The sequence below is a fragment of the Janthinobacterium sp. 1L-D-8-B-C4 genome (assembly GCF_057291295.1).
Genome location: NZ_JBXAVX010000001.1, coordinates 100,340 through 117,873, shown reverse-complemented (window position 1 = coordinate 117,873; position 17,534 = coordinate 100,340). Strand labels below are relative to the sequence as shown.

Here is a 17,534-nt window from a genome sequence, read left to right as displayed (position 1 = left end):
TGTCCAGTACGGCTGCTACGCCAGCTTAAGGCAAGCTGAAGCGACTGCTATTTAACAAATAATTTAGTCTTATTGTACAAATTGCCTCGCACTACGCCCTTGCGTACTGTATATTCATCCAGCAAATCTCCCTGACGTTTTACACAGCGCGCGCTGCGTGTTTTACATTTCCTATGGCTTCAAATAAAGCGCACCATGCGACTGGCTGGGCCGCCGGCGTGATCGCCGCGGCGCTGGTCGCCCACGCCGGCGCTGGCGGCCCGTACCAAGTGCTGAGCATGCTTGCCTTTGTAATGGGCGCGCTGGGCGGCACCGCGCCGGACTGGCTGGAAGTGGCCTGGTGGGCGCCCAAGCGCCGGCTGTGGATCACGCACCGCACCTGGACCCACTGGGGCCTGGCCTGGATCGCGCTACTGGTCTATACCTACCTGCAACTGCCCCACCATGCATGGGCGCCGCCGCTGTTCGGCTTTGCCGCTGGCGGCATCATGCATTTGCTGGCCGACTGGCCCAATCCGCTGGGCGTGCCGTGGATTATCCGCCGCCACTCGCTGCGCTGGTGGAAGAGCGGCCGCCACGACCTGATCGTCATCGGCGCTGCCTGGCTGGCCGCCACCATCGTGGCCGACCATGTGTTTTTCGACGGGCTTCATTTGCGGCGCGCCGCGGGGTTTATACAGGGCTGGCCGCTGTGGTCGACCGAATGGATGAGCGCGGCCCTGGACGCCTGCTGGCAGTGGCTGCGGGAGTGGCGGCTGGGCCCCGGGAATTGACGAACCAGCCACGGCAATGTGATAATGAATGAGTATCATTCTCAATATCATGGAGTCCGCAGTGAGTACCGTCAGCACCACCCACCTGCCGCAACTGAACACCCTGTACCGCGAACACCACGGCTGGCTGCATGGCTGGCTGCGCGGCAAGCTGGGCAATGCCGGCGATGCGGCCGACCTGGCGCAGGATACCTTTGTGCGCCTGCTGGGCAAGCGCGAAGCGGCGCCGCTGCGCGAGCCGCGTGGCTACCTGGCGACGATCGCGCGCGGGCTGCTGGTCGACCGCTACCGCCGCCAGGCCCTGGAGCAAGCCTATCTCGACGCGCTGGCGCAGCAGCCGGAACCGCAAACCATCTCGGCCGAAACCCAGGCCATCATTATCGAAACCCTGCTGGCGGTCGACCGCCTGCTCGACCGCCTTGGCACGCGCACGCGCACCATCTTCCTGCTGGCGCAGATCGAAGAGCTGAGCTATGTGGAGATCGGCAAGCGCCTGGGCGTGTCCCTGCCCACGGTAAAAAAGCACCTGGTGCGTGCCTATACCGAATGCCTGGTGCTGGCGGCCGCATGACGCCCGCAGCGCCGATAGCACCCATCAGCCGCTCAGTGCTGGCCCAGGCCGCCCACTGGCATGTGGAGCTGTGCTGCGGCAGCGCAGACCCGATGGCGCTGGCGGCATGGCTGGCCGAAAGCGGCGAACATGTGCGCGCCTGGGACCTGCTGCGGCAGATGAACGGCCAGATGAAATCGATTCCCGCCACCCTGGCGCTGCCGGCGCTGCAGGCCTCGCATGTAAAACGCCGCGCGGCCGCCAAGCTGCTGGCGATGCTGGCGGCCACCGCCGGCGGCATCCGGCTGGGGCAGATCGGCATGGAGTCCAGCGCCTGGCAGTCCTGGAGGGCGGCGCTGCGCACGGCGCCAGGCCAGCGCCGGCGCGTGATACTGGCCGATGGCGGCACCCTGGAGTTGAACACCGACAGCGCGGCCGACCTCGAGTACAGTGCCACGCGCCGTTTGCTGCGCCTGCATCGCGGCGAAATCATGGTCGCCACCGCGCCCGACGCGCGCCCTTTCCTGGTCGACACCGTGCACGGCGTGATCCGCGCACTGGGCACGCGCTTTGCCGTGCGCTGCGACGCAGAGGCAAGCAGCGTGACCGTGTTCGAGCACGCGGTGGAAGTGCGCAGCCATGGCCATGCCGCGTCCGGCAAAACCCGCCGCGTCGAAGCGGGCCAGCAGCTGCGGTTTACCCGATTGGGCGACGGTGGCGTGATGCCGGCGCCGCGCCACCAGGACAGCTGGACGCGCGCAATGCTGGTGGCCTTCGATTGGCCTTTACAGCGCCTGGTGGCCGAACTGGCGCGCTACCGGCGCGGCCACCTCGCCTGTGACGCCAGGGTAGCGCAGCAGAGCGTCACGGGCACTTATCGCCTCGACGATATCGACGCCGCGCTGGAAAGCCTGTGCGTGTCGCACGGCTTGCAAGTTACTTATGTGACGCGCTTCTGGGGTACGGTCGGCCCGCTTGCCAGCTGATTTTTACTTTTTTTCTGTTTTGGGGTTGGTGTTTCGGGCCGCTGCTTCGGCTTACCAGGCAAGCAGCCGATGTACGCCACCACCATCCCCTTGAACGTAAAGACAGAAAGCTCAAGCATGAAACTGAACACTCCCACCCTGCTCGCCATCAGTTGCGCTGTCTCCGCCGCCCTGACCGCCCTGCCGGCGCTGGCGCAAAGCCAGCCGGCCAGCGCCAGCTACGCGATTGCCGCCGGCCCGCTGTCGAGCGCCCTGAACGACTTTGCCGTGGCCGCCAATGTCAGCCTGTCGACCGCCCCGGCGCAAACGCGCGGCCTGCGCTCGCCCGGCGTGCACGGCGCCTACAGCGTGGCGCAAGGCTTTGCCCTGCTGCTGGCCGGCAGCGGCCTGGAAGCGGTACAACTGGCCAATGGCGGCTATGTGCTGCGCCAGGCGGCCATCGCGCCGCAGGCGGGCGCCGAGAAAACCATGGCGCCGGTGACCATCAGCGCCAGCCAGGAACGCGATCCCGTCAGCGAACACGGCAATTCTTATGCGGCGCGCGCCGTCACCGTCGGCAAGGGTGTGCAGACCCTGCGCGAAATTCCGCAGTCGGTCAGCGTCATCACGCGCCAGAAGATGGACGACCAGAACCTGACCACCATCGACGCCGTGCTGGCCAATACCACCGGCATTACCATGTATGACAGCCCGATGGGCGGACGCTATGTGTATTCGCGCGGCTTCATGGTCGAAACCTACCAGTTCGACGGCGTCAACCGCGCCATGTACTACCCGCAGGCGAACAGCTTTACCAGCAATACGGCGGTGCTGGACCGGGTGGAAGTGGTGCGTGGCGCCACCGGCCTGCTGCAGGGCACGGGTTCGCCCGGCGCCGCCATCAATATGGTGCGCAAGCGCCCGCTGGCGGAAAAGCAGGTACAACTGGCGCTGACGGGTGGGCGCTGGAACGCGCTGCGCGGCGAAGTCGACGCCACCGGCCCCCTGAACGAGTCGGGCAGCATCCGCGGCCGCGTGGTGGCCGCGCACGACCAGCGCGACTATTTTTATGACGTCGCCGACAGCCGCACCGACGTGCTGTACGGCGTGCTGGAATTCGACCTGGCGCCCGGCAGCAAGCTGACCACCGGCGCCAGCGTCGAGAAACTGCGCTCGACGCCTTTCTTTTCGGGCATGCCGCGCTACCGCGACGGCGGCGACCCTCACCTGCCGCGCAACACCTACCTCGGTGCCGACTGGAACCATTGGGACAGCCGCCAGAGCGCCGTCTTCGCTGAATTCGAGCACCGCTTCGACGCCGACTGGGTAATGAAAATTACGGCCAACGGCACGCGCGAGCGGCACGACGTGAAATACATGTTCAGCCAGGGCGCACTCGACCGCGCCACCCTGGCCGGCATGATGATGTATGGCGGCGTGTTCGACTACGGCACCACCAACAAGGGCGTCGATATTTCGCTCGACGGCAAATTCAATGCCTTCGGCCGCCGCCATGGTTTCAGCGTGGGCGCCAGTACCAACCGCCTGGAAAGCGACAGCGACTTCAGCCTGGCCCTGCTGCAGCGGCCCAACAGCGCCCTGCAACCCGAGCACGGCGTGGCCGAGCCCAGCGACGCCTGGTTCCGCGCCAACAGCTACCGGGGCGACCCCAGCATCACCACCATGCGCCAGTCGGGCGCGTATGGCGTGGCGCGATTGAGCGTGACTGATCCGCTGACGGTGGTGCTGGGCGCGCGCGTGTCGAACTACAAATCGAGCAGCGTGTATCGCGACACGGGCGAAGTATATATCGATCCGTACAAGGAAAACGGCGTGCTCACGCCGTATGGCGGCTTGATCTACGCATTCGACGCTCGCTGGTCCGGCTACGCCAGCGTGTCCGACATCTTCCAGCCGCAGAACCAGCGCACGGCCGATGGCGCACTGCTCGACCCGCTCAAGGGCCGCAACCTGGAAGCGGGCGTCAAGGGTGAACTGTTCGACGGCAAGGTCAATGCGTCGCTGGCCGTGTTCCGCATCGAGCAGCGCAACCGCGCAGAACTGGACCTGGTCAATACCTGCTCCAGCGGCACGGAATGCTATTTCTCCACCGGCAAGGTGCGCAGCGAAGGCGTGGACGCGGAGATCAGCGGTGAAGTGGCGCGCGGCTGGCAGCTGTTCGCCGGCTACACGCTGAACAATTTCAAGTACCTGGAGCAGACATCCAGCGCCGGCGTGATGTTTGCCAGCACCTACTCGCCGCGCCATATGCTGCGCGCGTGGAGCGACTATCGTTTGCCGGGGACATTGGCGGCGTGGAGCGTGGGCGGCGGCGTGAACTTCCAGACCGAAAGCTCGCGCGTCACGCAGGGCATCACGGTGGCGCAAGGCGCATATGCGCTGTGGAGCGCGCGCGCCGCCTATCAGATCGACCGCAACTGGACCGCTTCCCTGAGCGTGACAAATGCGCTCGACAAGCGCTACTACCAGACGGTCGGTGCGCCCGCCTGGGGCAATTTCTATGGCGAGCCGCGCAAGGCCAGCCTGACCTTGCGCGCCCGCTTTTAAGACCTGCAGAAACTGCGGCGCCGGCCTGGCCGGCGGCTTGGGCAGCGGGATGAATTCCGTCTCGCCCGGCACCTGGCCCATGCGCTGCGCGCTCCAGTCCTCGCCCGCCTGCGCCAGGCGCTCCTTGCTCGACGAAACGAAGTTCCAGAAAATGAAACGCGGACCGTCGAGCCGCTCGCCGCCGATCACCACGAACTGCACCGCGCCGCCGCCCTCGCCTGCCGTCACCAGTGGCGCGGCGCCCGAATCGAGCAAGGCCATGGTATGCGGCGCCATCGCCACGCCGTCAACCAGCAGCGTGCCACTGATCGGGTAGATCGCCGCCTCGGCCGGCAAACCGTCCAGGCGCAACGCCTGGCCAGCCTGCAGCGCCACGGCTGGGCATGCCGTGGATTATCCGCCGCCACTCGCTGCGCTGGTGGAAGAGCGGCCGCCACGACCTGATCGTCATCGGCGCCGCCTGGCTGGCCGCCACCATCGTGGCCGACCATGTGTTTTTCGACGGGCTTCATTTGCGGCGCGCCGCAGCGTTTATACAAGGCTGGCCGCTGTGGTCGACTGACTGGTTGGTTGCCGCCTGGGACGGCATGCTGCAGTGGCTGCACGACTGGCGGTTTGGACACAGCCAGCCGTGATATCAGGCGCGCGGCATTGCCGCGCAGCCAGGCGACAACCTGCGTGTCAAAAAATCGATACCTCGTTTGTGCTGGAACAATAAGCAGGCGCGCCGCTACGGTGCCACAAGGTCGCACTGACTATACTGCTGATTGCCTTTCTCTCAACGTCATATACGTTGCTTCATGAAGCCATATGAAGAGATTACCGGCGCGATCACTCAGTCAACATTGGAAGTGTTTTCTACTGCCTGGCGACAAGCCGCCTTCTTTGGCACAACGACAACAAGCAAGGACCGGCAGCGCCTTCATCCGGAGCATGAATTCATGGACAGCACCGCCCTGCTACTGGCCCGCATACAATTTGGTTTCACCATTTCGTTCCATATCATTTTTCCTGCCATTACCATCGGCCTGGCGAGCTTTCTGGTGGTCCTGGAAGGATGCTGGCTGCGTACCGGAAACGCCGTTTACCGCGATCTCTATCACTACTGGATCAGGATATTTTCAGTCAATTTCGGCATGGGAGTGGTCTCCGGCCTGGTCATGGCCTACCAGTTTGGCACCAACTGGAGTTTCTTCTCCGATTTCGCCGGCAGCATCACCGGTCCGCTGCTGGCCTACGAAGTGCTGACTGCGTTTTTCCTGGAAGCGGGTTTTCTGGGCGTGATGCTGTTCGGCTGGAATCGCGTCGGACCCGGCCTGCACATGTTTGCCAGCATCATGGTTGCCCTCGGCACACTGATGTCGGCCACCTGGATACTCGCATCGAACAGCTGGATGCATACACCGGCCGGTTACGCCATCGTCGATGGCCGCGTAGTGCCCACCGATTGGCTGGCGGTGATCTTCAATCCCTCGTTTCCATTCCGCCTGGCACACATGGGCGTGGCGGCCTTTGTCGCCACCGCGCTGATGGTGGCGGCCACCGGCGCCTGGCATCTGTTGCGCGGCCGCGACAGCAGCCATGTCCGCAAGATGTTCGGCATGGCGCTCGGCATGCTGCTGGTCATCGCGCCTCTGCAGGCATTTCTCGGCGACATGCATGGCGTCAACACGCTCAAGCACCAGCCAGCCAAGATCGCCGCCATCGAAGGACACTGGGAAAATGACAGCGCGGACAGCGGCGTGCCGCTGACCCTGTTCGGCCTGCCCAACATGGAAACCGAGCGCACCGACTATGCCGTCAACATCCCGCATCTGGGCAGCCTGATCCTGACCCATAGCTGGAACGGCCAATTTGCAGGCCTTAAATCATTTCCGCGCGAAGACCGGCCCAATTCGCTGATCGTCTTCTGGACCTTCCGCATCATGGTCGGCCTGGGACTGTTGATGATCACGCTCGCCGTGCTGGCGGCCGTGACGCACTGGCGCGGCCGCCTGTATAGCGCACGCTGGTTGCATCGCTTCGCCTTGCTCATGGGTCCGACCGGCGTAATCGCCATCCTGGCCGGCTGGTACACCACGGAAATCGGTCGCCAGCCGTGGGTGGTGTACGGTCTGATGCGTACTGCCGATGCGGCCACGCCACATGGCGTGCTGGAGTTATCGATCACTTTGCTGCTGTTCGTGCTGGTGTATGCGCTGGTCTTTTCCGCCGGCATCCTGTACATGCTGCGCCTGATGCGCGACGATCCGGCGCCCGCCGCCGCACACCACCCGGCCAGTGGCGGGCCCGGTAGCGCACGCCAGCAAATGCGCCCGATGTCGGCCGCCACGACTGCGGAAACAGCGGCCCGCCAACCTGAAAAAGGAGCATAGACATGGGCATCGATCTGGCGGTCATCTGGGCCATCATCATTCTTTTCGGCATCATGATGTATGTGATCATGGATGGGTTCGATCTTGGCATCGGCATCCTGTTCCCCTTCCACCCGGCCAAAAGCGAGCGCGACGTTATGATGAATACGGTTGCGCCGGTCTGGGATGGCAATGAAACCTGGCTGGTGCTGGGCGGCGCCGGCTTGTTGGCTGCGTTCCCGATGGCCTACGCGGTCATTCTCAGCGCGCTGTGCCTGCCGCTCATCTTCATGCTGCTGGGCCTGATATTTCGCGGCGTCGCGTTCGAGTTCCGATTCAAGGCCGACGAGCGCCACCGTCCGTTCTGGGACCATGCGTTCATTCTTGGCTCGACCAGCGCAGCGTTCTTCCAGGGCATCACGCTGGGCGCCTTTCTTGAGGGCATCAAAGTCACGGGACGCGCCTTCAGCGGCGGGCCAGTCGACTGGCTGACGCCATTTTCAGTGTTTTGTGGCGTCAGTCTGGTCCTGGCCTATGCGCTGCTGGGCTGCACCTGGCTGATCCTGAAAACCGATGGCCCGTTGCAGCAAGGCATGCTCAAGCTGGCGCGGCCGCTTACCTGGCTGGTGCTGCTGATCTTGGCGGTGCTCAGTGTGTGGACGCCATTGACCCATCAATCGATTGCCGAGCGCTGGTTCAGCCTGCCAAACCTGTTCTGGCTGGCCCCGGTGCCAGTGCTGGTCGTGCTGGTGACACGTGCGCTGCTGCGCTCACTGGGCGGCGGTGCGCATGCCGCACCCTTCGTGCTGACACTGTGCCTGGTATTCCTGGGGTTCAGCGGCCTTGGCATAAGCTTGTGGCCCAACATCATCATGCCTGGCATCACCATCTGGGACGCTTCCGCACCACCGCAAAGCCAGGGTTTTGCGCTGGTCGGCGCGCTGCTGATCATTCCGTGCATTCTTGGCTATACGGCCTGGTCGTACTATGTCTTCCGCGGCAAGGTCCTTGAAGGCGAGGCCTATCACTGATGAAAGAATCCGAAAATAACGCCAAGCCGTTGTCGTGGATGCGCCGTATCGGCTGGCTGCTGCTGATCTGGGCCGCCAGCGTGCTGGCCCTGGGGCTGGCAGCCGGCGCCTTGCGTCTCATCATGAGCGGCATCGGCATGGCACATTAGGCCCTTGCAAGACGCGCACGCTTTTAACGCATTGAAACTACAGGAATTGCGGCGCCGGGCGTACCGGCGGCTTGGGCAGCGGGATGAATTCCGTCTCGCCTGGCACCTGGCCCATGCGCTGCGCGCTCCAGTCCTCGCCCGCCTGCGCCAGGCGCTCCTTGCTCGACGAAACGAAGTTCCAGAAAATGAAACGCGGACCGTCGAGCGGCTCGCCGCCGATCACCACGAACTGCACCGCGCCGCCATCCGCCTTCACCACCGGCGGCGCGCCTTCCGCCAGCAGCGCCATGGTGTGCGGCGCCATGGCCACGCCATCGACCAGCAGCGTGCCACTGATCGGATAGATCGCCGCTTCGGCCGGCAAGTCTTCAAACCGCAGTTCATGACCAGCCTGCAGCGCGACATCGAGGTACAGCGTTTGCATGTAGGTGCGCACCGGCGACGTCTGGCCAAAGGCGGTGCCGATCAACACTTTCACCACCGCGCCGTCGAGCGTTACCACCGGGATATCGGCTTGCGGCGTATGCGTGAAACTCGGCTCGTCTTCCTCGTTGGCCTTCGGCAGCGCGGCCCACAACTGCAGGCCGTGGGTGCGGTGCGGCTGGCCAGACAGGTCCGATGGCGTACGCTCGGAATGGACGATGCCGCGCCCGGCCGTCATCCAGTTGATGGCGCCCGGCTCGATGCGCTGGCATGAGCCGATGCTGTCGCGGTGGTCCATCGCGCCTTCGAACAGATAGGTGACGGTGGCCAGGCCGATATGCGGATGCGGGCGCACGTCGTGGTTGGCCTCGGGCGCGACGTCGATCGGGCCGAAATGATCGAAAAAGATAAACGGACCGACCGTCTGCTTGACGCTGGAAGGCAGCAAACGGCGCACCACGAAGCCGCCGCCCAGGTCTTTTTCGTGGCTTTTCAGGATCGCCGCGCTCATGCCAGCACCGTGGTGATTTCGGTGGTGACGGCAGTCATCAGCTTGTGGATCGGGCACTTGGCGGCCGCGCCCAGCAGTTCCTCGCGCTGGGCTTCACTCAAGTCGCCCGTCAGGTGCAGGCTGACCGCCAGGCGATACACGCCCTTGCGCTCTTCGCTGGCGTCGCGCTCGGTCGACACTTCGACGTTTTCCAGCGGAATACCTTTGTGTTTTGCGTACCAGACCACCGTCAGCGCCTTGCAGGCCGACAGCGCAGCGTCGTACAGGTCGTGCGGCGATGGCCCGGAATCGCCGCCGCCTTCGGCCACCGAACCGTCGGCGGAAATGATGTGGTCGCGCACATGCACGATATGGCGCATGGGTTGCGACTGGTCACGGATGGCTTTGATGGTCATGGCGTTCCTTGCAGCGTTTGGGAAAGCCACAATTTACACCGTTTACGTCCGTAGCGCAGCTTGCCTGATGGCATGGTTTCACGCGAGCTGGCGCGCCACCCGGAAGCCAACGATATCGTTCGACAGCACGATCGAAAAGCCGTTGCGAATGGCCGAGCGCAGATAGCGCGGGTGATACAGCCAGGAGCCGCCGCGCAGGATGCGCCGGCTGGTGTCGCCGCCGTCTTCCCAGGCGCTGCCGTCGCATGGCGCGCCGTCGTAGTTGTCGTGCACGATGTCCTGCACCCACTCCCACACATTGCCGTGCATGTCGAACAGGCCCCAGGCATTCGGCGCGAAGGTATTCCTGGCGCTGGTGCCGCCCCGGTACTGGCCGCGCGCGCCGCCGTTGTACACATATAAGCCGTCGTAATTGGCCTGCTCGGTGGTGATGGTGTCGCCGACGTTGAAGGCGGTGCGGGTGCCGGCGCGGCAGGCGTACTCCCATTCCGCTTCGCTCGGCAGGCGATACACCTGGCCGGTTTTTTCGCTGAGCCAGGCCAGGTACAGCTGCGCGTCTTTCCAGCTCACGCCGACCACCGGATGCTGCTCGTTCTGCACGAAGCCGGGATTGTCCCAGTCGGTTTCGGCGCCGGCCCGTTCCCAGCCGGTCGCCTTTACAAAGGCGCGCCACTCGCCCACGCTGACCGGGTGCAGCGCCAGCGCAAAACTGCGCTCGATGCCGACCCAGTGCTGCGGCTTTTCGCGCTCCAGCCAGCCCTGTTGCGAGCCGGCCTGCAAGGCCGCCTTGTGTTCCTCTTCGCTGGCGCCCATCTGGAAACGGCCGCTGGGCAGGCACACCAGCTCCGGCCCCTGGCCCGAGCCGTCAAGAAAATCGTCGCGCAGCAGGCCGGTTGGCACAGCCACCGGGGCCGGCGTCTGCGCCTCGGCTTGTGGCCCGGTTTGTGGCTCAGTTTGTGGCTCGGCTTTTGGAGCGGTCACCGGCGCCGGGGCAGCCGCGCGGCTGGCTTCCTCCTTGCGCGCCCGTTCCTGCTCGGCGCGGTAAGCTGCTTCGGCTTTCGCCTGGATCGCCTTGCGCTGCAGTTGCTGGTGCTCCTGCAAGGCAGTGGCGGCATCGGCTTCGCGCCGTGCGCGCAACTGGCCGCGCAGCGCTTCCTTGCGCAGCTTGCGCGCCTCCTCGGCCTCGAACTGGCGCTGCGCCTCCTGCTCGCGGCGCAACTTGTCCTGGCGCTGCTTTTCCAGCGCCGCCGCCTGCGCTTCGGCGCGGCGCCGCTGTTCCTGTTCCTCCTCGCGCCGGCGCGCTTCTTCCTTCGCCTGTTCGGCGTCCAGCGCCGCCTGCTTTTGCCGCGCGACCGCGCGCGCGCGTTCCTGGCGCGCCTGTTCGGCCAGTTCTTCGGGCGACGGCCCGGCCGCCCGTTCCAGCATCTCCAGCAAGGCCAGCACCGATTGCGGGCGCAGTTCCGGCGTCATCGAAAAACCGTTCTGCAGCACCTGCCATTGCGCCGCCTTCAGCGCTGGCGGGGCCGAGGGCAGTTGCTCGGCCGTGCGCACGCCGTCGAACGGCATGCGTCCTTCGAGCATCTGGTAGATCATTACCGCCACCGCATACACGTCCAGGCGCGGACTGGGCTGGCGCTGATGGGCGCCCGCCTCGGGCGCGCGATAGCCTTCCGTGCCCGCATTCGGCGTCTCCAGCCCCAGGCTGCTGCCGGCATTGCGCACGCGCGAAGCGATGCCATAGTCAAGCAGCTTGATGTCGCCCTTGCTGGTCAAAAAGACATTGCCCGGCTTGATATCGCGGTGCACCAGCTTGTGCTTTTCCCACGCATACGACAGCGCGTCGGCCACCGGCTGCAGCAGTTCCTGCACCGCCGCCAGCGGCAGCGGCCCCTGGCGGCCAAGATAGTGTTCCAGGTCTTCGCCATCGAGGCATTCCATGATGATGAAGTAGCTCGCCGTGGCCGGGTCCTGCGCCCATTCATACACGCGCACGATGTTTTCATGCGCCAGTTTGCGCGCCTGCGTTGCTTCTTCGATCAGCAGCCGGGCGTGGGTGGCGCTTTGCGTCAGCTGCGGCGGCAGGATTTTCAGCGCCACCATTTCGCTGCTGCCCAGTTCGGCATGCGTGGCCAGGTCGGTTGCCTGCCATACTTGGCCCATGCCACCGGTGCCGATCAGTCGCTCAAGGCGGTAACGGCGGTTTTGCGGGCCGATTTCCTGGCCCGTCATGAAGCCCAGCTCCGTGCCCTGGCGCACCGGCAGCGTGACGGGCGCCGGCGTGGCGCCCGGCGGCGCGTATTCGGCGTCGAGAATGGCGTTCTTGCGACGCTCGAATTCCTGCTCGCTGAGCAGCCCGTCGTCGTGCAGGGCGCGCAGCTCTCGCAGTTTGTCTCGTGCTTTTTGCATCATCTGGCGTACAAGGCTTCCGTCAAGGCTGCAGTGCCACGCCGCAGGTGGCGCAGAATTTGTCTTCCGGGTGGCCCGCCCGCTGCATATGGCCATTGCTGCAGCAGCGCGCCGGCGCCGTGCCGGCAACCGCCTGCGCCACCGCCACGCCCAGCTGGGCCTGCGCCGACAGGCCATGGCCGTGCGCCGCGTTCTGCAAGGCGATCAGGTCGAGCTGCTGGCGCCGTTCGCGCTCGGCCTGCGCTTCCAGGTAGGCGCGCTCCTGCGCCACGCCGTCTTGCGCCATGCGCATCGCGTCCGCTGGCGCGATGCTGTTCTCGGCCGCCGCCAGGGCCGCCAGCGCGTGCAGTTGTTCAGCGCTCATGCCGGCCTGCAGCTGGGTTTTGAGCACCTGCGCCAGCACGGCAGCGTTCGGCCCGGCCGCCATCGCCACCTTGCCGGTGTCGCTCAGGGTGCCGATCTTTTCGATACGGTCGATATCGATGCGCGCCAGTTCGGCCGCATGCGCCTGCTGCGTCACCAGCGCTTCGTAGTCGTTCTTCCAGCGTGCATAATCGTGTTCGCGCTGCTGCGCCATGGCCAGCAAATCGCGCTGCCACTGCGCTTCCTGTTCCAGCTGGCGCAGCTGCTGGCGCTGCTCTTCGATCGCCAGCGCGTCGAGCTGCGCCTGGTGCGATTGCTGCTGCAACTGGCGCGCGTGCACGCCGTCGGCCTCGATGGTGCGCAGCAGTTTTTCCTGCTGCGCAATAGCGTCTTCGCGCGCGCCGCCACGGCGCAGCACGGCCACTTTTTCGGCGATTTCAGCAGCCTGTACCTGCGCCGCCTCGTCCTTGTGCGCTTCGGCGCGCAGCAGTTCGCGCTGGCGCGCCAGCTGCATCTGGTCTTCCCATTCCTGCACCCGTTCGGCTTCGCGCTTGCGCGCGGCGGTGGCCAGCACGGCGCCCTGCCAGGCCGCCTTGTGCTGCTCCGCTTCCAGCTGCGCTTCGCGCTGGGCCGCATCCTGTTCGGTCTTGTGCAGGCGCGCCAGCTGTGCGCGGCGGCCCGCCTCGTCGTCGATCAGCAGTGCGCTTTCCACCTGCTGCGCAATCGCCTGCAAGTGCACCTGGTGCGTGAAACGCTGCTGCGCCAGCTGCAGCTGTTCGCGCCCATCCAGTTGCGACAGTTCCAGCTCGCTGCGCATCTTGATGGCCGCCAGCGCGCGCAGATGCTGCCATTCGGCCGCTTCATCGGCATGGCTGGCGCCCTTTTTCGCCAGCTCCTGCTTCAATTCCTGCAGCGCGACGGCGGCGCCATGGTCGAGCGCCTGGCGCTGCGATTTCGCTTCCAGGATGCGTCCATACAGGTCGATCTGGCGCCCGCGCAGCGCTTGCAGGCGCTCCGCTTCCTGGTGCGCCAGCTCGGCCTGTCCTAGCTTGGCGTCCTGCTGCAACTCCAGGCGCTTCTGCGCATGGCGCAGTGTCAGCGCTTCGCGGGCGATGCGCTGCAGTTCCTCTTCATCGTACAGCTGGTCGAGCCGGCGGCTGCGTTCAAGCGCGTCCTCGCCAGCAGGCGCCTGCTGGCCGCCCAGCCACAAGGTGCCGATGCAGGTGTCGTCGACGGCCAGCTTGTCGTGGCGCAGGGCCAGCGTTTCCACGCGCGCCACCGCCAGGCCAGATGGCGCCAGGCGCTGCGTCAGCGAGGACTGCAGGCGCTCGTTGAACTGCGGCCGCAGGTCGGCGTTGGCGTCCATCTCGCGCAGCGCGCGGCTGCCGGTAAATTCCAGCGCGATCTGGCGCACCGAGGGCAGCAGCAAAGCATGCAGATGGGCCAGGGTGACAGCGCCCGGCGCGCGCATGAACTGGCGCGCGAAAGCGTCGGGCTGGCCCAGCGCGATATCGACCTGGAAGGTGGCGGCGATCTGCAGCTGCTCGGTGCTGGCCAGTGCCGGCAGCTCGAAGGTCAGCGAAAGCGGCGCGGCGCGCGCGATCAGCACTTCGGCCGGACGCGCCGGCAGCAGCTGCGGCAGGCGCGCAAAAAAGGCGGCGCTGTCATACTCGCCAGCTGGTATCAAGGTGAAAGCGTCCGATTGCACGATCCAGGCGCGCGCCTGTTCCGGCACCTGCAGCCGCTTGCCGGCGCCGCCAAACAGCGACGACAGCTCGCGCACGCCAAAGAACAGCGCCAGCTGATCGTCGCCCAGGCGCCACTGGTTGGCATGCAGCACGGCGTCGTTGCCAGGCGTGCCGAGCGACAGGCCGCATTGCGCGCAATAGCCTGCGGCTGCGGCATTCTTGTGTTCGCAACGGGGGCACCGGGCGCCGCCAAAACCAAACAATTGGAACATGTGTGACTCCTGATGATAGTGTGATCCGCGCAGGCTGCGACGTCGATTCTAGCAGCAGCGGCGCCAGCGCAGCGCGGCGCGTCAAACGCGCGCGCACTTCTGCCCAGTTGTAAATGATGCCACATGGCAATTAGGATCATAGGGCAGGATACAGGCCTGTTTCCCCCTCAATTCGAGCGGTGGCCCCGGTGACGCATTTCAGCGTGCTTTTTTTGCCGTTGATGCCGCAAAAATCGCGGCTGGTCGCAAGTGCATGGCGGCATGCGGGCCAGTTGGCTAAAGTACATCCATACCTACCCGCCACCTGAAAGGACGCATCATGAAAACCCTGAAAAACTTCGAAGCCATCTTTACCGTCGCCGTCGCCATCGCCTGCTCGGCCAGCTATGCCAGCTTCCTGCAGTCGCCCTCCGCCGCAGTGGAAAAAACTGCACAAACAGCCACCACCATGCATGTGGTGACCGTCACCGCCAAGCGCATGACTGCGCAGGAAAAGCAGTTGTCGCTGCTGGAAGAGCGCCAAGGTCGGGCAGATACCCAACTCGGCAACACCACCGCCAGCATCCTGTGAGCGGCGCATGACGAGTACCGAGCCTGGCGCCTTCCCGCACGCGCCAGGCCATGCGCTTGTATCGGCGCCAGATACACTGCCTCACAGCATTGTGTCAGTTGTAATAAGTTAATTCAAAGCCGCAAACACCGCCGGCAAATCGCTATAGTCCATTTCACGCAATCACCGAAATGGAGACGGACATGAAACCCATCACACTCTACGCAGCAGCCATGCTGGCCATCAGCACCGCAGCCTTCTTGCCAGCGCAAGCGATGGCGCAAAACCAGGTCGGCGTCAGCATTGTCGTCGGCAACGCCCCGCCCCCACCCCGGTTCGAAAGCGTGCCGCAAGCACGACGCGGCTATGTCTGGGCGCCAGGATACTGGAACTGGGACGGCCAGCGCCACGTCTGGAACAACGGCGAATGGCTGCGCGAACGCAGCGGCAACCAGTACCGCCGCGCCGAATGGATACAGGAAAACAACCGCTGGCGCCTGAACCGTGGCGGCTGGGTCACCGTGGCGCAGCCGGTGCGCTATGACGAAATCCGCATCGCGCCGCCGCCACCACGGCGCGAAGCGATACCGCGCGAACGCCGCGGCTATGTGTGGGCGCCCGGCCACTGGGAATGGCGCGCCCAGCGCTACGACTGGACCCCTGGCGTGTGGATCGCCGAACGTCCCGGCTACGTCTACACGGCGCCGGCCTGGAACCAGCGCGATGGCCGCTGGCGCATGGAAGAGGCCCGCTGGGCACAGCGTGGCCCGAACGGCGACCGTGACCACGACGGCATCCCGAACCGCCACGACAACAACGATGGCCGGGGCCGGGATCATGGCCGGGACAACGACAGGGACGGCGTGCCGAACCGCGATGATCACCGCCCCAACGATCCGCGCCGCTATTGATTCTTGATTAGCAACCGACAAGGCCACCGCATGCGGTGGCCTTGTCATATGCCGGTCATGTTAGTGGCGCATACTCGCGCGACGATCATTTTATCTGCGCGGGACACAATCACGATGACGATGGAAACTGCAGGTTTTACCTATGGCTCGGACACCTCGGGCCTGGTCTGGGGCTTCCTGTTTGGCCGCCACTCACAGCCGCTGGCGCTGGATTCGGATGCGGCGCTGGCCTGGCTGGCGCCGGGCGCGGCACGCCAGCCGAACGAATTCGTCTGGCTGCATTTCAACCTGTCGCACGCGGCCAGCGAAAAATGGCTGCATGCGCACACCCGCCTGGCCGACGAATTCTATGAAACGCTGCACCAGGGTTCGCGCTCGACGCGCATCGAACAGGCGGAAAATACCCTGATCGCAGTGGTCAACGACGTGGTGCACAATTTCAGCTTCGAGGCGTCCGACATTTCGACCATGTGGGCCAGCGTGGCGCAGGACCTGGTGATCACGGCGCGCCGCGCGCCGCTGCAATCGATCGAGCGGCTGCGCCAGGCCGTCATCAAGAACCATGAGCCGATACGTTCGTCGGTGGAATTGCTGGTGCATCTGCTGCGCGACCAGGCAGACGTGCTGGTCAATATCGTGCGCGGCGCGGTGGCCAGGGTCGACGATATCGAAGACCATCTGCTGGCCGGGCGCCTGGTGCCCAAGCGCGAAGACCTGGGCGCCATGCGGCGCGTGCTGGTACGGCTGCAGCGCCTGCTGGCGCCGGAGCCGGCGGCGCTGTTCCGCCTGCTGCAGCGCCCGCCTTCGTGGGTGCAGGAACTCGACAGCCTGGAACTGCGCCAGTCGACCGAGGAGTTTTCGGTGGTGCTGAGCGACATGTCCTCGCTGCAGGAGCGCATCAAGCTGCTGCAGGAGGAAATCGCGGCGCGCGTGAATGAAGAAAATGGCCGCAGCCTGTATGTGCTGACCATCGTCACGGTGCTGGCCCTGCCGATCAATATCATCGCCGGCATGCTGGGCATGAATGTGGGCGGCATTCCGCTGGCCCAGCACCCGCACGGCTTTGCCATCATCGTTGCCATTATCCTCACGTTTACGGTGGTGGCGGGATGGCTGGTGATGCGGATGCAGAAGAACAGTTGACGCCGTTCAGCGGTGATACTCGCCGGCCCGCTCGGGCTGGTACAGCAATTCCTCGATTTTCACATGCACCACGCCGCCCGGCATCGGCCAGGCCATGCTGTCGCCGACCGACAATCCCAGCAGCGCGCTGCCGACCGGCGCCAGCACCGAGATGCGGTCAGGCTGGCCATCGACGTCTTTCGGGTAGACCAGGGTCAGGCGAAACTCTTCCTTGCTCTCGACGGTGAAGCGCACGGTCGAATTCATGGTCACCACGGTGGCTGGAATTTCCTGCGGTTCGAGCACGTCGGCACGGCCGAGCTCCTCCAGCAAGGCGGCCTTGTCGGGCGACAAGTTATTTCCCAATGCATACAACAATGTTTCCAGTCGCTCCAAGTCCTGTGACGACAAAATGATTTTCGGTTTTTTTTCCAAGATATCCTCGCTGATGAATATAAAGGTGGCAGCCGGCTTGAAGCGGCAACAAAGGCCTCCATTATCAG

The 17,534-nt window shown here is 64.9% G+C and carries 16 protein-coding genes and 1 pseudogene; 11 read left to right on the top strand and 6 right to left on the bottom strand.

All coding sequences use genetic code 11. The annotated features are described in order from the left end of the window. Nucleotides 1-173 precede the first annotated feature (173 nt). The 4 genes from AC0Z42_RS00570 (at nt 174) to AC0Z42_RS00555 (ending at nt 4,856) form a co-directional block, all read left to right on the top strand. A complete protein-coding gene (locus AC0Z42_RS00570) occupies nt 174-773 on the top strand; it encodes a metal-dependent hydrolase (RefSeq protein ID WP_485466286.1) in 600 nt (199 codons plus the stop codon). A gap of 28 nt (nt 774-801) precedes the next feature. Further along, entirely contained in the window at nt 802-1,344 is a 543-nt protein-coding gene (locus AC0Z42_RS00565) for a sigma-70 family RNA polymerase sigma factor (protein ID WP_485466285.1), read from the top strand. Next, nucleotides 1,341-2,309 carry a FecR domain-containing protein gene (locus tag AC0Z42_RS00560; protein ID WP_485466284.1) on the top strand — a complete coding sequence of 323 codons (969 nt, stop codon included), beginning with the start codon at nt 1,341-1,343 and terminating at the stop codon, nt 2,307-2,309. The genes AC0Z42_RS00565 and AC0Z42_RS00560 overlap by 4 nt, the downstream gene beginning before the upstream one ends. Nucleotides 2,310-2,426: 117 nt before the next feature. Further along, nucleotides 2,427-4,856: a TonB-dependent siderophore receptor gene (locus tag AC0Z42_RS00555; RefSeq protein ID WP_485466283.1), complete on the top strand. Its 2,430-nt coding sequence runs from the start codon at nt 2,427-2,429 to the stop codon at nt 4,854-4,856. 138 nt (nt 4,857-4,994) lie between these two features. On the opposite strand, the pseudogene AC0Z42_RS00550 reads toward AC0Z42_RS00555, so the two are convergent. Beyond that, nucleotides 4,995-5,231: pseudogene (locus AC0Z42_RS00550) on the bottom strand (pirin-like C-terminal cupin domain-containing protein); the annotation flags it as partial. Between the two features lie 8 nt (nt 5,232-5,239). Between AC0Z42_RS00550 and AC0Z42_RS00545 the strand changes: the two are divergent. The 4 genes from AC0Z42_RS00545 to AC0Z42_RS00530 all read left to right on the top strand — a co-directional run bounded on the left by AC0Z42_RS00545 (nt 5,240) and on the right by AC0Z42_RS00530 (nt 8,390). After that, nucleotides 5,240-5,491, top strand: coding sequence for a hypothetical protein (locus AC0Z42_RS00545; protein ID WP_485466282.1), 252 nt, complete (start codon nt 5,240-5,242; stop codon nt 5,489-5,491). 165 nt (nt 5,492-5,656) lie between these two features. Continuing rightward, the gene (locus AC0Z42_RS00540) at nt 5,657-7,231 is read left to right on the top strand and encodes a cytochrome ubiquinol oxidase subunit I (protein WP_485466281.1); all 1,575 of its coding nucleotides are present in this window, start codon (nt 5,657-5,659) and stop codon (nt 7,229-7,231) included. 2 nt (nt 7,232-7,233) lie between these two features. Then, nucleotides 7,234-8,241 (top strand): cytochrome d ubiquinol oxidase subunit II, encoded by a 1,008-nt coding sequence (cydB, locus tag AC0Z42_RS00535; protein ID WP_485466280.1) that lies wholly within the window; start codon nt 7,234-7,236, stop codon nt 8,239-8,241. Then, nucleotides 8,241-8,390, top strand: coding sequence for a DUF2474 domain-containing protein (locus AC0Z42_RS00530; RefSeq protein ID WP_485466279.1), 150 nt, complete (start codon nt 8,241-8,243; stop codon nt 8,388-8,390). The genes cydB and AC0Z42_RS00530 overlap by 1 nt, the downstream gene beginning before the upstream one ends. 37 nt (nt 8,391-8,427) lie before the next feature. Here AC0Z42_RS00530 and AC0Z42_RS00525 read toward each other — a convergent pair whose 3' ends face one another. The 4 genes from AC0Z42_RS00525 to AC0Z42_RS00510 form a co-directional block, all read right to left on the bottom strand. Then, nucleotides 8,428-9,324 carry a pirin family protein gene (locus tag AC0Z42_RS00525; RefSeq protein ID WP_485466278.1) on the bottom strand — a complete coding sequence of 299 codons (897 nt, stop codon included), beginning with the start codon at nt 9,322-9,324 and terminating at the stop codon, nt 8,428-8,430. Next, complete coding sequence (locus AC0Z42_RS00520) at nt 9,321-9,719, bottom strand: OsmC family protein (protein ID WP_485466277.1); 399 nt, start codon at nt 9,717-9,719, stop codon at nt 9,321-9,323. The genes AC0Z42_RS00525 and AC0Z42_RS00520 overlap by 4 nt, the downstream gene beginning before the upstream one ends. 78 nt (nt 9,720-9,797) lie before the next feature. Beyond that, entirely contained in the window at nt 9,798-12,128 is a 2,331-nt protein-coding gene (locus tag AC0Z42_RS00515) for an SUMF1/EgtB/PvdO family nonheme iron enzyme (RefSeq protein ID WP_485466276.1), read from the bottom strand. Between the two features lie 19 nt (nt 12,129-12,147). Beyond that, nucleotides 12,148-14,448: a coiled-coil domain-containing protein gene (locus AC0Z42_RS00510; RefSeq protein ID WP_485466275.1), complete on the bottom strand. Its 2,301-nt coding sequence runs from the start codon at nt 14,446-14,448 to the stop codon at nt 12,148-12,150. A 319-nt stretch (nt 14,449-14,767) separates the two neighbouring features. On the opposite strand from AC0Z42_RS00510, the gene AC0Z42_RS00505 reads away from it, so the two are divergent. The 3 genes from AC0Z42_RS00505 to AC0Z42_RS00495 all read left to right on the top strand — a co-directional run bounded on the left by AC0Z42_RS00505 (nt 14,768) and on the right by AC0Z42_RS00495 (nt 17,052). Beyond that, nucleotides 14,768-15,019: a hypothetical protein gene (locus AC0Z42_RS00505; RefSeq protein WP_485466274.1), complete on the top strand. Its 252-nt coding sequence runs from the start codon at nt 14,768-14,770 to the stop codon at nt 15,017-15,019. A 182-nt stretch (nt 15,020-15,201) separates the two neighbouring features. Next, nucleotides 15,202-15,909: a YXWGXW repeat-containing protein gene (locus tag AC0Z42_RS00500; protein ID WP_485466273.1), complete on the top strand. Its 708-nt coding sequence runs from the start codon at nt 15,202-15,204 to the stop codon at nt 15,907-15,909. A gap of 114 nt (nt 15,910-16,023) precedes the next feature. After that, the gene (locus AC0Z42_RS00495) at nt 16,024-17,052 is read left to right on the top strand and encodes a transporter (RefSeq protein WP_485466272.1); all 1,029 of its coding nucleotides are present in this window, start codon (nt 16,024-16,026) and stop codon (nt 17,050-17,052) included. Nucleotides 17,053-17,058: 6 nt separating this feature from the next. On the opposite strand, the gene rnk is transcribed toward AC0Z42_RS00495, so the two are convergent. Next, nucleotides 17,059-17,466 carry a nucleoside diphosphate kinase regulator gene (gene rnk, locus AC0Z42_RS00490; protein ID WP_485466271.1) on the bottom strand — a complete coding sequence of 136 codons (408 nt, stop codon included), beginning with the start codon at nt 17,464-17,466 and terminating at the stop codon, nt 17,059-17,061. Nucleotides 17,467-17,534: the final 68 nt, after the last annotated feature.